13 protein-coding genes are annotated in these 13,826 nt (G+C 48.0%); 4 read left to right on the top strand and 9 right to left on the bottom strand.

Going from position 1 to position 13,826, the window contains the following annotated elements; genetic code table 11:
* Positions 1–5: 5 nt before the first annotated feature.
* From MKX80_RS17910 to MKX80_RS17925, 4 genes are all read right to left on the bottom strand, one after another.
* A complete protein-coding gene (locus MKX80_RS17910) occupies positions 6–1,361 on the bottom strand; it encodes a bifunctional UDP-sugar hydrolase/5'-nucleotidase (RefSeq protein WP_268342519.1) in 1,356 nt (451 codons plus the stop codon).
* 19 nt (positions 1,362–1,380) lie between these two features.
* Entirely contained in the window at positions 1,381–2,202 is an 822-nt protein-coding gene (locus MKX80_RS17915) for a sulfite exporter TauE/SafE family protein (protein ID WP_154999135.1), read from the bottom strand.
* A 17-nt stretch (positions 2,203–2,219) separates the two neighbouring features.
* Positions 2,220–3,071 carry a DUF72 domain-containing protein gene (locus MKX80_RS17920; protein WP_154999134.1) on the bottom strand — a complete coding sequence of 284 codons (852 nt, stop codon included), beginning with the start codon at positions 3,069–3,071 and terminating at the stop codon, positions 2,220–2,222.
* 131 nt (positions 3,072–3,202) lie between these two features.
* Complete coding sequence (locus tag MKX80_RS17925; protein ID WP_182070116.1) at positions 3,203–3,736, bottom strand: hypothetical protein; 534 nt, start codon at positions 3,734–3,736, stop codon at positions 3,203–3,205.
* Positions 3,737–3,825: 89 nt separating this feature from the next.
* On the opposite strand from MKX80_RS17925, the gene MKX80_RS17930 reads away from it, so the two are divergent.
* A complete protein-coding gene (locus MKX80_RS17930) occupies positions 3,826–4,410 on the top strand; it encodes a TetR family transcriptional regulator C-terminal domain-containing protein (protein ID WP_154999132.1) in 585 nt (194 codons plus the stop codon).
* An 84-nt stretch (positions 4,411–4,494) separates the two neighbouring features.
* On the opposite strand, the gene MKX80_RS17935 is transcribed toward MKX80_RS17930, so the two are convergent.
* The 3 genes from MKX80_RS17935 to MKX80_RS17945 form a co-directional block, all read right to left on the bottom strand.
* The gene (locus MKX80_RS17935; protein ID WP_234112240.1) at positions 4,495–4,683 is read right to left on the bottom strand and encodes a hypothetical protein; all 189 of its coding nucleotides are present in this window, start codon (positions 4,681–4,683) and stop codon (positions 4,495–4,497) included.
* Positions 4,684–5,336: 653 nt separating this feature from the next.
* A complete protein-coding gene (locus tag MKX80_RS17940; RefSeq protein WP_268352803.1) occupies positions 5,337–5,615 on the bottom strand; it encodes a hypothetical protein in 279 nt (92 codons plus the stop codon).
* A 118-nt stretch (positions 5,616–5,733) separates the two neighbouring features.
* On the bottom strand, positions 5,734–6,960 hold the full coding sequence (locus tag MKX80_RS17945) for an alanine--glyoxylate aminotransferase family protein (RefSeq protein ID WP_154999130.1): 1,227 nt from the start codon (positions 6,958–6,960) through the stop codon (positions 5,734–5,736).
* Positions 6,961–7,124: 164 nt separating this feature from the next.
* On the opposite strand from MKX80_RS17945, the gene MKX80_RS17950 reads away from it, so the two are divergent.
* Positions 7,125–8,723, top strand: a complete 1,599-nt coding sequence (locus MKX80_RS17950; protein ID WP_216929599.1) for a PucR family transcriptional regulator — start codon at positions 7,125–7,127, stop codon at positions 8,721–8,723.
* A 100-nt stretch (positions 8,724–8,823) separates the two neighbouring features.
* Here the strand turns inward: MKX80_RS17950 and MKX80_RS17955 are convergent, their stop codons facing one another.
* Entirely contained in the window at positions 8,824–10,020 is a 1,197-nt protein-coding gene (locus MKX80_RS17955) for an MFS transporter (protein WP_154997986.1), read from the bottom strand.
* Between the two features lie 178 nt (positions 10,021–10,198).
* Positions 10,199–11,605 (bottom strand): AbgT family transporter, encoded by a 1,407-nt coding sequence (locus MKX80_RS17960; RefSeq protein WP_268342517.1) that lies wholly within the window; start codon positions 11,603–11,605, stop codon positions 10,199–10,201.
* A 243-nt stretch (positions 11,606–11,848) separates the two neighbouring features.
* On the opposite strand from MKX80_RS17960, the gene MKX80_RS17965 reads away from it, so the two are divergent.
* Positions 11,849–12,895, top strand: coding sequence for an anthranilate phosphoribosyltransferase (locus MKX80_RS17965; protein WP_268310699.1), 1,047 nt, complete (start codon positions 11,849–11,851; stop codon positions 12,893–12,895).
* A 79-nt stretch (positions 12,896–12,974) separates the two neighbouring features.
* Entirely contained in the window at positions 12,975–13,787 is an 813-nt protein-coding gene (locus tag MKX80_RS17970) for an endonuclease (protein WP_268342516.1), read from the top strand.
* Positions 13,788–13,826 lie beyond the last annotated feature (39 nt).

The raw sequence follows: 13,826 nt of genomic DNA on the forward strand, positions 1-13,826 counted from the left end.
TCTGTTTAGGACCGGTTTGCTTTTTTAAGCTTCCAGGCGAGCAGATCGCGCAGGAATTCAGGCATAAAGTAGTCAATATCTTCCGCATCGCGAATAACCGGAAACAGCATTCCGAGTGTAAACATGTCAATCGTGGCGATCGTGTAGAATGCATCATCTTCAATGTCCGCTCCGTTGACGGAGAGCTTTTCCGGGTCAAGGCCGGCATACAGCATTTTCCCCATCACTTCCCCGCGAAAACCGAGCCCTTTAATGCGCAGCTTTTCGGTTTGTTCTGATGATGCATGGAGGATGACCTCTTTCAGCTCACGTCCCGTCAGCTTCAATTTGACCGGATTAATCGGATGCGGACAGATGCGGTGAACATCGGCTTTCGTCACCGGACCTTGTGAAAGAGATTCCAGCACAATGCCTGAGTTGACCATTCCGATCTCTGCCTCACACCATTCCTTTAAGGCGTCTGCCAGCATTTGCGGAAGGGCGCTTCTGCGGAACCAGGCGGTTTCAAGGGTGTTGTCCAATGTCGCAATTTCTTCTTCAAGGAGCTGTCCGGCTTCTTTCTCTTTTTCCTTCAGAAAACGAATCGTCTCCTCTGATTCTACGTTCCATTCTGCCGTCTTCATCACGGTTGCTGTGATGTTCTCAAGCGTTCCGTTATACGTCAGTTCAATATGACCGACATAGTTCCCGTATTTTTCGGCGCAGGCCAGCATAACGCTGTCTTTCATCATCCCTTCTTCAAGCAGGTGATGGGTGTGGGAGCCGAGGATCAGGTCGATTTCGGGAAAAGCCTCCGCGACGCGCTGATCATCCAAAATACCAAGGTGTGAAAGAAGGATGACAGTATCGGCTTTTCCTTTGATTTCACTGAGCATCTCGCTGATGCTTTCAAATGCGTCTGTAACCGTCCAGCCAAGCTGTCGATAGATCGGATAATACGGGACTGTCACACCGAGAATGGCAAGAGTTGCACCGCTCTTCACCTTTTTGAGCAAATACGGCGCTGCCCAGCCGGGCCTCTTCCCTTCTCCGTCAAACAAATTGGAAACAATGACAGGAAACTGAGCGTTATCATAAAGTGTATCCAGCTCCTGGTGCGGCAGTGTAATTCCTTCATTATTCCCGATCGTTGCAGCATCATACTGCAGACGGTTCAACAGCTCCACATTTGCTTTTCCGAAGGTGGCCTCAGATATCGGATGGAATCTGTCGACATGATCGCCGAGGTCGAATAAAAGCACTTCTTCCCCCTGCTCTTCATGTTGTTGTCTTTGTGTTTGAATATAATCGACGATTTTCGGCCAGTTTTCAAAATGGCTGTGCAAATCGTTCGTATGGTAAATATGGAGCTTTTCCGTCATGCAAATCTCTCCCTAACGTTTAACTAAACACGCCTTGATAGATTAATCTGATTCCAATGATGATCAATACGAACCTCATGATCAATACGATCGTCTTTGTCTGCATCTTTTTGTTAATGTAGGCGCCGAGCTGTCCGCCAAACCAGGCGCCCGGGATCAATGCGAGCGCATAAAGCCAGTTGACATGGCCCGCGATGACATGGCCGGCAGAGCCCGCGACAGATGAAAGGAAAATGATAAACATGGATGTCGCAACAGCGACCCTTGTCGGAAATAAAAACAGAAGAATCATCGCCGGCACCATCAGCGAGCCGCCCCCGATGCCGAAAAGCCCGCCGAGGAAGCCGACGAAAAAGGCGATCGCGATTCCGGCTAAAGGATGATATGAATACGTATATTCCTGTCCTTCATCTCCTGTGAACGTTCTGATAACGCCCGTATGCTTTTTCTCGGCAGGTTTCACCTTTTTCTTTATCATTAAGGAAAGGGAAATGAGAATCATAAAAATCCCGAACCATAGAGAAAACGAGTCTGAGCTGAAATATGTCGATACATGGGCACCTGCGATGCTGCCCGGCCCCGAGCCGATGAAAAAAATAAGGCCGCTTTTATAATCTACGGTTTTATACTTCATATACGCAAGCGTTGAAGAAAGCCCTGTGAATATGATGACGACGAGCGATGTGCCGACCGCCATTTGCGGTGTCACATGGTCAAACAGCATCGGCAGACCCGCCAGAAAAAGGAGCGAGGGAACGATGACGATCCCTCCGCCGAGCCCGACAAGACTGCCGATGGTTCCTGCGATAAATCCGAGTATGATCAAGATAAGATATTCCATAAAATAAGTCCTCTTTTCTAGCTGAATAAATCGAGCTGCCTTGGCGTAAGCCCTTTGTATTCAATGTCGAGCAGCTCCATCATTTGCTTCCCGTTTTGAGCCGCATCACCGCCTGAATTGTTATTAAACAGCACGTAAACATTTTTCGACTGCTGTTCAAGCAGCTCAAGGTTGTTCTTCCAGTCTTTTAATTCTTGTTCATTATATAAATACAAATATCTGACCTCACGCCAATTTTGACCGGAAGACGGCCTTAACCAGCCTTCCTTGTTGCGGCCGTGAAAACGGACGAGCGTTTTCCGGCTGTCAGTCGCATGAAGAACCGTCGGTATGCTGCCTTCGCCCGCCTGGGGTTCATCGCAAATGCTGTGAATCCATTGCTGTTCCTCCATAAAAGCAAGCGTTTTGTCGTAAAACTGGGGCATAAACCATGACCGATGCCTGAATTCAAGCGCACACGGTATATCTCCCATTTTCTCTTTTACCCATCTTAAATAATTGACGTTTTCTTTTTTGCAATCAAACCATGGCGGAAACTGAAAGAGGACCATCGCCAGCTTACCCGCTTTTATGTATGGCGTTAACGAAAGCTTAAAAGCAGCAAACATATCGTCTTTCGTTTCAAAGGGGATTTCCCCGCGCTGATGCCCTGTCATTCCCTGATATGCCTTAATGATAAACTGAAAGGTTTCCGGCGTCTCCTTTACCCATTTTTCATTGTTCCGCTCGGGCTGTATCGCGTAAAAACTCGCATCAAGCTCGACGATCGGAAAATGCGCCGAATAGTGGGTCAGCTTGTTTTGACTGCTTGTCTTGGGCGGATACAGGCTGTCATGATCCCCCCATCCTGTTAATCCAATATAAATCAATGCAGTTCACCTCTTCTTTTAGTTTATCACAGGTTTTTTTCGAAAATCTTGATCCAGGTCTGCTTGTAGCATTTCCTTTTTCAGCGGCGGGATACTTGAACATGAAAAAGAAGCCGGACATCCGGCTTCTTTTAACGGGCTTTCTTCGGAAAAAGGGTAAAGCTGAAACTGTACAGAAAATCGATAACAAGGATGATCGACCATAAAGAAGCGATGCGGATTAACGGCCCGGTTCTATCCGGGTCGCCGATGAACAGATGCATCCCGGCCAACAGCGCCGCTCCGATCAGCCATGCGATAAAATGTCGCAACCAGCCTTCACGCTCTTTTTTGGCATGTTCCCTGCCGTACTGCGGGCCTTTGTCAGGCTTCGAACCGCCGGCAAAGCGATAGGCGAACCTTTCATCCGCCCATTTGATCATGCGGCTCCCGAACGCGATGCTGACGCCGATATAAACGGCGGCGATGCCGTGCAAAACATCCGCTTGTGCCCCATTGTGCAGATCAAGCGCCGTTGCAGCCAAAAGCAGCAAATCCAAAACCGGTGTGCATGCAAACATGATCAAGCCAGCCTTTTTCCAGCCTGCCATATAGCGAAAGATAAGTCCAAGCATAATAAAAATCCAAAAACCGATCTCACAGGCTATAATCAATAAACCAATCACCTTTTATCCGCCTCTCTTTTTTAACACATTTGTACTAAAAAATTATAACACAGATGTATTAAATAATACAGCCGTGTTATAATGTGTGTATGCCAAAAATTGTTGATCACGAAAAACAAAAAGAAAAAATTGCAGAAGCGGTGTGGAATGTGATTCACAGAGATGGACTTGAACAATGCACCGTCAGAAATGTCGCTAAGGAAGCCGGACTTTCGGCCGGGTCGATGCGCCATTATTTTCCTCATCAGTCTGAGCTTTTCATTTATTCAATGAGGCTTGTGGCAAACCGGGTCAAAACGCGTATTGAAAACATGACATTTAACGGTCCACCGGCTGAAAACGTCAAACAGCTTCTTTTTCAGCTTATGCCTCTTGATGAAGAGCGAAAACTGGAAATGGAAGCATGGTATGCATTTACAGCCAAATCGCTCAGCGATCCGGAGCTCAAACCGTTGAGAAAGGAGATGAATGAAGGCATTTATTCAGCCTGCAAATCGGCTGTTGAAATGCTGGTGAAAACTGGTGCAAAGCCGGGGATCGATGTTCTAAAGGAAACCGAGCACCTGTACGCCCTTGTCGACGGACTGGCGCTTCATTTGATCATGAACCCTGAAAGGCTGACGGCTGAAATGATCGATTCTGTATTGGCCGGTTATTTAAGATCGTTGGAATAGGAATGGGAACAGATCGATCGCATTGTACCAGAAGGAACTCACACACAACCACGGAAAAGCAGGCCTCTCAGCCTGCTTTTTTGATTAGTTCTCTTGTTTTAGATTCTCACGGATTTCCTTCTTCATTTCTTCGACATTTCTTTTAATAATTTCAATTTCGTATTTCTCTTTTGCATCTGGAGGTAAGTTCTCATCTAAGTATTCTCGGAGTTTTTCTTCGCTGCGAGTATCATCTAGGCCGATTGATATAACTGGGTCTGTTTTTCCAATCACAGAACTAACTAAACCAAACTTATCAAAGGCGTCAGAAGTACTTCTTCAGTTGTTTTTTGATTTGGATCAGCCGCTTGTGAAGCTGTATTAAACAGTAACAAAAAAAGAACTAAGAACAAGATTCCGAACCGTTTTTTCTTCATTATTCTCTCCTTAAAATCATTTTTCCTAAGCACAGCATTGAGTTTCTATTTTTATGTATTTCAGCTTTCCGGGACACCGTTTATTCATATTTTAGGAGCCGGTCCTGAAAGCGTTAACGAGAGAGGTAATCTTTATTTTCTGGGGAAGTAGGCTCATGAGGTGGATCAGTGTAAGTTTATTTTCTCTGAATGGAGATATTTGACTGTTTTGCAACTTCTTCTTTTGCTAGCGATTGGAGGCGCTGTCATTATTTCCGCCTCTTCTACCTTGATACCTCCTTTATTTTATTCACAAGTCTAATATAGCATAAACCTCTGCAAAATTTTTCAAATTATAATTGATGTCACAAATTATTTTGCTGATCATCACAAAAAAAACAGCCTGATCGCAGGCTGTTTTTTTGCACCAGTGAACTGCTTTTGCTTCTCTTTCGTTCAGCCATGTTCCGCCTGCTGCCCCGCGTGTGTCGGAGCCGTCAAACACGAGCCTTCCTCTATTAAATGCCGCCGTTATGCGGCACGGGAAAACATGTTCTTCGTACAGGCTTTCTTTATGCTGTGCAAACATACTGTATTTGTAACGGTATACGTTTCATTCAGGCTGACGATCGCAACATCGGCCTCACAGCCGATCTTGATCTGCCCTTTTCGATTTCCGAGGCCAAACCGTCTGGCAGGGGCGAGCGCCGTCCATTTCGCCCTGCCGGCTCGCTGAAAATCGACGGTTCCCGAAAAAATGTATTGGTATTGGCCTTCGGCTTGAAAAAATTTTCGGCCGCACCGCATCATGCACGCCTAGCTCAGCAATCATCCCGTTTTTGACGCCGATATCGGTTTTCCTTACGCCTTCCGGTCACACGACGGAAGCGCCTTTCAAAAGCAAGTCAAACGTTTTCATGAGATTAGCCTACTCATGATAGAAATCCAGAGCCGCCTGAAGCGCATTTCCCGGCGATACAGAAGCACCTGTCCGTATGAGAACCGCTTCGAGAGCTGCCAATGTAAAAAGAACATTTTCTTTCCGGCAGCTGTACCCCATCGTCCCGATTCTCCATATCTTTCCGGCCAACGGCCCGAAAGAGCTGGCGATTTCGACGCCGAAGTCGTCGAGCATCATCTTCCTGACAAGATCCGCGTCAACCCGATCAGGCACTTTCACACAAGTGACGGTCGGCAGCTTTTTCCGGCCTTCCGTAAACAGTTCGAGTCCCATCGCTTTGATGCCCTTGATGAGCGCTGCTTCATGGAGCCGGTGTCTTGAGAATCGCTCGCGGAGTCCCTCCTCAAGAACGACCCTCGCTCCTTCGCGCAAGCCGTACAGCATCGAAGTCGCTTCTGTATGATGATTGAGGCGCCTCGGGCTCCAATAATCCATCAGCATGCCGAGGTCAAAATAATTGCTGGGAATCGGCAAGCGTCCTGTTTCAAGCTCGATATCTTCTCTTGTGGCAATGCCCCGTTCTACCTTTTTCCTTTCATTGATGCGCTTTTCAACCCGGCTGTTAAAAGTGATCGGCGCCATACCGGAAGGAACGGATAAACACTTTTGCGTACCTCCGACGACCGCGTCAAGGCACCATTCATCCGTATTGACATCCGTGCCGCCGATTGTAGCCACCGCATCGACTACACAAAGCACATCAAGCTCCCGGCAGGCCCGGCCGATTTCTTCGAGCGGCTGAATGCATCCCGTCGATGTCTCACCGTGCACTACCGCAACAATCTCCGGTTTCGTCCGTTTGATTTCGGAGATGATCTCTTTCGGTTCAAAAACGTCTCCCCATGGGCATTCCATTGTATAAACATCAGCCCGGTACCGTTCGCAAATCTCGGCAAGCAGATAGCCGAACCGTCCGAAAATGGGAATGAGCACCCGGTCCCCCGGTTTGATGAGACTGGCAAGGACGGCTTCAAGCCCGGCCCGCGATGTCCCATCTATCGGAAATGCCCATTTATTTGTCGTTCGGAAAATCTGCCGGAGCAGCGCCATGACGTCGTTCATCATGTCTGTAAATGCAGGGTCGAATTGTCCCAGTACAGGTGAGGAAAGCGCCCTCAGCACTCTCGGATGAACCTCAACAGGACCAGGAGTCATAATTGTTCGTTTCGGAATATTCATTTCGCCAATTGTCATGTAAAGAAGCTTCCTTTCTTTTTTCTTGTTATATTTCTTTACAACTTTATATATAAATACAAGTTTACTGGTAACATAAAAAATAAGCATCGGCATAAATGTCATAAATTCGCTCGTTTTTTGTTGAAAATGACTAAAATGACAAAGGAGGTCTGTACAGATCAATGAATATCTATGACATGATGAAACTCCCCGTGTTTAATGGCGCAATGCTTGCCGCCGGAAAAACGGGCGGGACCCGGAACATCGAACACATCAATATGATGGATGCACCAGATATTGCCGATTATCTGCATCATGGCGAGCTCCTCGTCACGACCGCTTATCATTTGAAAGACCGGCCTTTTTTATTGAAGGAATTGATTGAAAAGATGATCAGGCGGGGCTGCGCCGGACTCGGCATCAAAACGCGTTTTTTGCAGGAAATACCCGAAGAGGTGATCAAGCTTGCCGACGAGCAGTCTTTTCCGATCATCGAGCTAAATGAAGATGTCCGCCTCGGTGATATTGTCAATCATACACTGAGCCATATTTTAGACAAACGGACGGCAGAACTCGAACAGGCCATCACCGCCCAAAAAAAGTTCACAAGCCATATTATGAGCGGAAAAAGCATTCAATCGCTCTTGCATAACGTCTCTGCTGTTTTGAACCTTCCCGTTCTTTTATTCAATCAGCACCTCAAGCCGATCGCCTCCTCAAAAGCGGAAGCAGCCGGGACGCTTTCGCTTTATGAAGGAATATTTCAAAAAGGAAGCAAAACGGGGTTCTCCTGCTTTTCAACGCTTTCCGACAAACAAACCTATTCGGTATTTCCAATCTATACTCATGAAAAAAAAAGCGGCTTCCTCGTTATCTGTGGAATGATTACCGCTTCAGACAAAGGCTTGCTGTTAACACTCGAACAAGCCGCCAATGTCATCGCCTTTGAGCTGATGAAGGAAAATGCGCTCAAGCAATATTCACGAAGAGCGCGGAACGAGTTTTTCAGCAATTTTTTAGACGGCGCCTTTTCTTCGGCTGAAGAAATCAAAAACCGGGCCAAAGAATTTCAGCTCAAGTGGGATCAAAAATATGTGTGCATCGCCGGCAAATTGGACCGCCGCGAAAAATCACTCAGCTTCACGGAGAATCAGCTTGAATCAGATTCCGTGTTCGAGCGCCTGGAAGAAGAGCTGGTTGAGTTCCCGTTTCCCCCGCACCTTTTCACAAAAGGAAACGTATGCTTCCTGCTGGCCGAGGCGACGGACAGCTGGGCTGAAATGAATGCAGCCGTGGGCGGATTTTTAAAGACGTTTCAGCGCCATGCATATGAGCATTTTCAGCGGACGATCTCTTTCGGAATCAGCAACCTCAGCCATCAGCTGAGCGACGTTCCACACATTTGCAAAGAAGCCGTCGACGCGCTCCACTCCGGCCATTTGTCAGGCAGCACCGAGTTCATTCAGACGTATCATATGAAAGACGTGTCAGAGCTTTTGCGCATGATTCCGGCTGATGATTTGAAGACATTTTACACGCATGCGCTGCATCAGCTTGCCAGCCTGCCGAAGGATGACCCAGGGCTCCTGCAAACATTGTCCGTCTATCTGGAAACGCACTGTCAGATTTCTGAAACAGCCAAGCGCCTGTACATCCACAGAAACACCGTCATCTACAGGCTTGAAAAATGCGAGGAACTGCTCGGGAAAAGTCTGAAAGATGCGGACACGACCCTGCGCTTGAGACTGGCGCTCAGAATTCAAATGCTGCTTGGGTTATAAGAAATTTCAACAGTTTTTTTCCGCGCGGCAATCGGAGGATGTAAAGCTGATGATTTGAGCATTTCACTATAGAAAAAAGCCGGCATATGTGCCGGCTCCCTTATACTTTTTCGGGAATTGTGCGTGCCTGCTGCTTCCGTCCCCAGCTGACTGCCGCCAAAAAGCTGAGCACGAGAACGACCGCACCAAAAATATATGGAATTTCTACGTTCACATCGAATAACAGACCGGCCACCGTCGGTCCAACGATGTTGGCAAGACTCATAAACGCATTGTTCATGCCTGCGGCAAAGCCCTGTTCATCACCGGCCATTTTTGAAATCAGCGTATTAATCGCCGGACGGAGGATGGACGTCAGCATGAAGAAAACAATCGTTGCTCCGAAAACGAGCCAGTACGAACCGGCAATCGAGCAGACGGCAAGCGCTCCGGCAGAACCGATCAGCGTCATGTTCATCAGCTTTTTTTCGCCGAAGCGGTTCGTCAGCATCCCGAGAGCCACCGCCTGGACGAATACGCCGATCAAACTTGCCGCTGTAATGACAAAGGCAATGTCTCCCGGTGTGAAGCCGTGCTTATGATCGACATAAAGGCTGAATACCGCCTCGAAATTCATGATTCCGAAGTTCAAGATGAACACGAGAACAAACAGAAAAGCATACGGCGATCGCAGCGCGCGCGCCATTTGCTTAGGAAGCGGTTCGCGCTTTTGAGCGGAGCGGCGCTTTTCAAGCATCTTTTCTTGACTGAGCGTTTCCGGAAGGACAAGAAGCGATAAAACCGTCGCCAAGCCGGCTAATCCGGCTGACACGTAAAACGGGAAGGTGAGCCCGAACGCCGCCAAATATCCGCCTGCTCCCGGACCGATGACAAAGCCTAGAGACATCGCGGCGCTGATCAGCCCCATCCCTTTGCTTCGATCCTTTTCTGACGTGATGTCAGCGATGTAGGCAAACATGGCCGGCACCAAAAACGCGGCTCCCGCTCCGCCGAGAAGGCGGGAAACAAACAGCAGCCACATCTGGCTCGCCAAGGCGAAAAGCAGCTGGGAAACCGCAAACGCACCGATGCCTAAAATGATCATTTTCCGTCTTCCGTATTTATCAGTCATTTCCCCGGCAGCGGGCGAAAACAGCAGCTGGGTAATCCCCGAAGCCGCAATCAGCAATCCGAGCGTGCTGCCTGACGCGCCGAATTCTTCTATAAACGTAGGCATGAGTGGAATAATCAAGCCTATACCAAGCATAACGATGAATACGTTCAGCATGAGAATATACAGTCTGGCCATCTTTTTCATCCGCGGATACCTTCCTTCAGCCCGGAAATACCGGACAATCTTAAATTCGAACAATTACTAAATTAGTATATCCACAGATAGGTTTAAAGTCTAGTTTTTTCATATTTTTGCATATTTTTTCTTCTCAAGGGAGAATGGGAAAATAAAAAAGCGGAGGATTCCCCGCCTTTTTATCCATTTACGACCAGCCAACGGCATTAGCAAACATCAGGAAAATCATGGCCGCTCCCATCCAGAGGCAAAACAGCGGAAGGATGAATCTCAGCCATTTGTTCCAGGCAATCCGGCTGATCGCAAGCGTCGCCATAAAGTAACCTGATGTCGGAAAGACGATGTTTGAAAAACCGTCTCCGAATTGAAAGGCCAGAATCGCCGTCTGCCGCGTAATTCCGACGATATCAGCCAAAGGCGCCATAATCGGCATCATAATTAATGCCTGTCCGCTTCCGCTTGGAACAAAAAAGTTAAACAGCATCTGTGTCAATAGCATAGCCATCACCGTTAAATAAGAAGGAAACTGTGAGACCGCATGGGACAAGCCGTAAACCATCGTATCCATAATCTGCCCGTCCGCCATAACGACCGCTGCAGCTCTTGCAATGCCGCAAATCATCGCACCGACGAGCACTTCTTTAAAACCTTCATTAAAGGACTCGGCAATGTCTCTCGAGCTCATACCGGCAATGTAAGCAGGAATGATGCCGAGCGCCAGGAAATAGCCCGCCATTGTCAGCATGTCCCACCTGAAATAAATCACACAGCCAATCAAGCCTACAAACAACCCAAGCGCCGCGATGCCGGCCCATTTCACCCGTCCGCCTGCTTTAAAAGCCGGAACCTGTTCGACTGCTTCCTTGCCCGTCAGGCTTTTTTCAGGATGCGCCCTGACCTTTTCTGCATATTTGAGCACATATACAGCGGCAATCGCCGTAATGACAACAAAGATGACCGCCCTGTACCCCATCCCGGAATAAAGCGGGAGACCGGAAATCATTTGTGAGGTCCCCACCGTAAAAGGGTTTGTCAAAGCGCTCGTAAAGCCGGCGATCGTCCCGCACAATGCGATTGCTGCTGCTGTCATCCGGTCATATCCGAAGGACAGCAGCAGAGGAAGAATGACAGGGACATAAACGATGGAAAGCTCAGGCGTCCCGATAAAACAGGAAATGCCCGAAAAAACGAATATTAAGACAGGCGTAACGAAAACCGGCTTGTTCCTGAACTGATCGGCCAGCAGATGGACACCGAGCTCAATGACAGACGCTTTCCTCAGAACGGCAAATGCACCGCCGATCACAAATGTAAACACAATAATTGGAGCCGCTTCCGTCATCCCTTTCGGAACCGCCGTAAGCAAGCCAAGAATATCAACCGGCGTCTGTTCGACCCGTTTGTAGGAGGCTGGATCGATCATTTCCCTGCCGTCCGGACTTTCCACCCGTTCATATTCGCCTGCTGGAATAACATATGTCATAAGCGCCATTAGACCAATCATGACAGCAAGAATGACATAAATATGTGGAAATTCTTTTTTGCGTTTTTCGTTCTTTTTCACGTCTTCTGTTTTGTAAGCCGGCATTCCCATTTTCTCTCATCCCCTTCTTTCGCGTTAACTTTTTTAACATATTAAATGATCACAGCACGGATAGCATTGAAAAATCCTCTGAATTTCAGCATGTTTTCAGTTAAAATACCTAAATTAACACGACCCATCCAGAAAATCGTCACATTTTCTGTCAATCATTAAGCTGACAATCTCCACTGTTCCTTTTCTGCATTTTCATGTAAAGTCATAAGAAAGATCAGCATGTAAAGGAGAGAGTTCACATTGCAGCAGTGGATTAAAGAAGTCGCAAGAGGAAAAAGGGGCGCCCGCGATTTAACTTATGAAGAGGCCAAACAGGCTGCAGAAGCGATGATTACGGGAAATGCCAGCCCCGCTCAGACCGCCGCATTTTTAATAGCGGAGCGGATCAAAACAGAGTCCCCTGAGGAATTGCTCGCGTTTACCGAAGCATTGCGGAACAGCTCGGAAACACTGAGGCTTTCCAAAGCTGTAAAAGATGCGGTCATCGATTTTGCGGGACCTTACACAGGAAGACATTCTTTTTTAGCAACCATTCCCGTCTCGCTCCTTCTCGCAGGAAACGGGATCCCTGCGTTTCTCCACGGCAGTGATGCATTGCCGCCCAAGTATGGAACGAGCATAAAAGATGTCTTGGACAAGCTCGGAATCCCTTCTGAGACCAATCCGGCGCAAACGGCACACTCACTGGAAGAGGCCTCAATCGGGTTCGCCGCCGCCGAAACATTTTGTAAACCGTTTGTTCGGATGAGGAAAATCCGGGAGGAAATCGGCGTCCGCACCGTGTTGAATACAGCAGAAAAACTGGTCAACTTCTCTGATGCCGACAAGCTCATGATGGGCGCGTTTCACCGGACGGCCATTCAGAAAATGCATCCCGTTTTTCAGCGCTTGACGTACAAAGAAGTGTTCATTGTCCAGGGGGCGGAAGGCTCGGAAGACGTGCCGGTCCACAGAGGCAGCTTTGTGTTTGCGATAAAAAGCGGCGCGATCGATTCCTTTATATTAAAACCGGAAGAATACGGACTTTACGCAGATGAAGCAAAGCTCAACAAACCGCTGTCTGCTGAGAAGCAGGCGGAAAAAATAACCGCCGTTCTCGCCGGAGACGAATCGGCAGATACCGAATACGAAAGAAAACAAGTGATCATGAATGCCGCATTGCGCTATTATTTATTCGGACACTGCGCGGCCATCGAAGAAGGCGTCCGAACAGCGGAAAAACAGCTGAAAGAAAAAGCCGGTCTGGAAGCCCTCGAAAGGTGGAAAGCTTCATTTACAAGACCGTAAGAAAACCGTAACCAAAATGATATTTCCTTTTCATGAAAAGATTGGATAATGAAAGAAATGAAAAGGAGGGAATCGAAAGATGAACCGAAAGTGTCTCATACCGTTTATTTTGATGTTGTCAGCGATGTGCGCGCCCACCCAAAACGCAGAAGCCTTTCAGCTGTTTTCCTTACATGTCCAGTCCTCGCCTCCGGCGGATTACTACGAACAGGCGCAAGGCAAAACAGGTGAAGCTTTAAAACAAGCGCTTCACGACACGATCGACGATCATAGAGAGCTGTCTTACAGCGAGGTATGGGAAGCGCTGAAAACAACGGACGAAGATCCGGCCAATCGAAACAACGTGATTCTCTTATATTCCAGGGAGTCGCGCTCTAAACAGGCGAACGGGGGGCAAACGGGCGATTGGAACCGCGAGCACGTATGGGCAAAATCGCACGGCGATTTTGGGACAAGCAAAGGACCCGGAACAGATTTGCATCACCTCAGGCCCAGCGATGTGCAAATAAACGCCGCCCGCGGAAACCTTGATTTTGACGAAGGCGGCAGTCCATATCCCGGTTCCCCCGGAAACCGCTATGACGGCGATTCCTGGGAACCTGACAAAAGCATTAAAGGCGATGTCGCCAGAATGATTTTCTATATGGCGGTCCGCTATGAAGGGGACGACGGTCATCCGGATCTTGAAATGAACGACACAACGAACAACGGATCTAAACCGTACCACGGAAAAATGTCGGTTTTATTGAAATGGCACCATGAAGACCCTGTCGATGCCCTCGAAAGAAAGCGGAACGACATCATCTATCAGCAATACCAGCATAACCGCAATCCATTCATTGATCACCCTGAATGGGCGGAGGATATTTGGGGCTCAGGCGTTTTGAATTGAACAAAAAAAGCGCCTGCCCGGCGCTCTTTTTTTTGTTCA

It is taken from the genome of Bacillus sp. FSL K6-0972, from assembly GCF_037976035.1.
In the GTDB taxonomy this organism is placed as follows: domain Bacteria; phylum Bacillota; class Bacilli; order Bacillales; family Bacillaceae; genus Bacillus; species Bacillus haynesii.

What these genes read in the sequence shown, in the direction of transcription:
- MKX80_RS17960 (WP_268342517.1), bottom strand. Translation starts at nt 11,605, where the DNA reads ATGGGAATGCCGGCTTACAAAACAGAAGACGTGAAAAAGAACGAAAAA.
- MKX80_RS17970 (WP_268342516.1), top strand. Translation starts at nt 12,975, where the DNA reads ATGAACCGAAAGTGTCTCATACCGTTTATTTTGATGTTGTCAGCGATG.
- MKX80_RS17945 (WP_154999130.1), bottom strand. Translation starts at nt 6,960, where the DNA reads ATGACAATTGGCGAAATGAATATTCCGAAACGAACAATTATGACTCCT.
- MKX80_RS17930 (WP_154999132.1), top strand. Translation starts at nt 3,826, where the DNA reads ATGCCAAAAATTGTTGATCACGAAAAACAAAAAGAAAAAATTGCAGAA.
- MKX80_RS17950 (WP_216929599.1), top strand. Translation starts at nt 7,125, where the DNA reads ATGAATATCTATGACATGATGAAACTCCCCGTGTTTAATGGCGCAATG.
- MKX80_RS17940 (WP_268352803.1), bottom strand. Translation starts at nt 5,615, where the DNA reads ATGATGCGGTGCGGCCGAAAATTTTTTCAAGCCGAAGGCCAATACCAA.
- MKX80_RS17910 (WP_268342519.1), bottom strand. Translation starts at nt 1,361, where the DNA reads ATGACGGAAAAGCTCCATATTTACCATACGAACGATTTGCACAGCCAT.
- MKX80_RS17955 (WP_154997986.1), bottom strand. Translation starts at nt 10,020, where the DNA reads ATGAAAAAGATGGCCAGACTGTATATTCTCATGCTGAACGTATTCATC.
- MKX80_RS17915 (WP_154999135.1), bottom strand. Translation starts at nt 2,202, where the DNA reads ATGGAATATCTTATCTTGATCATACTCGGATTTATCGCAGGAACCATC.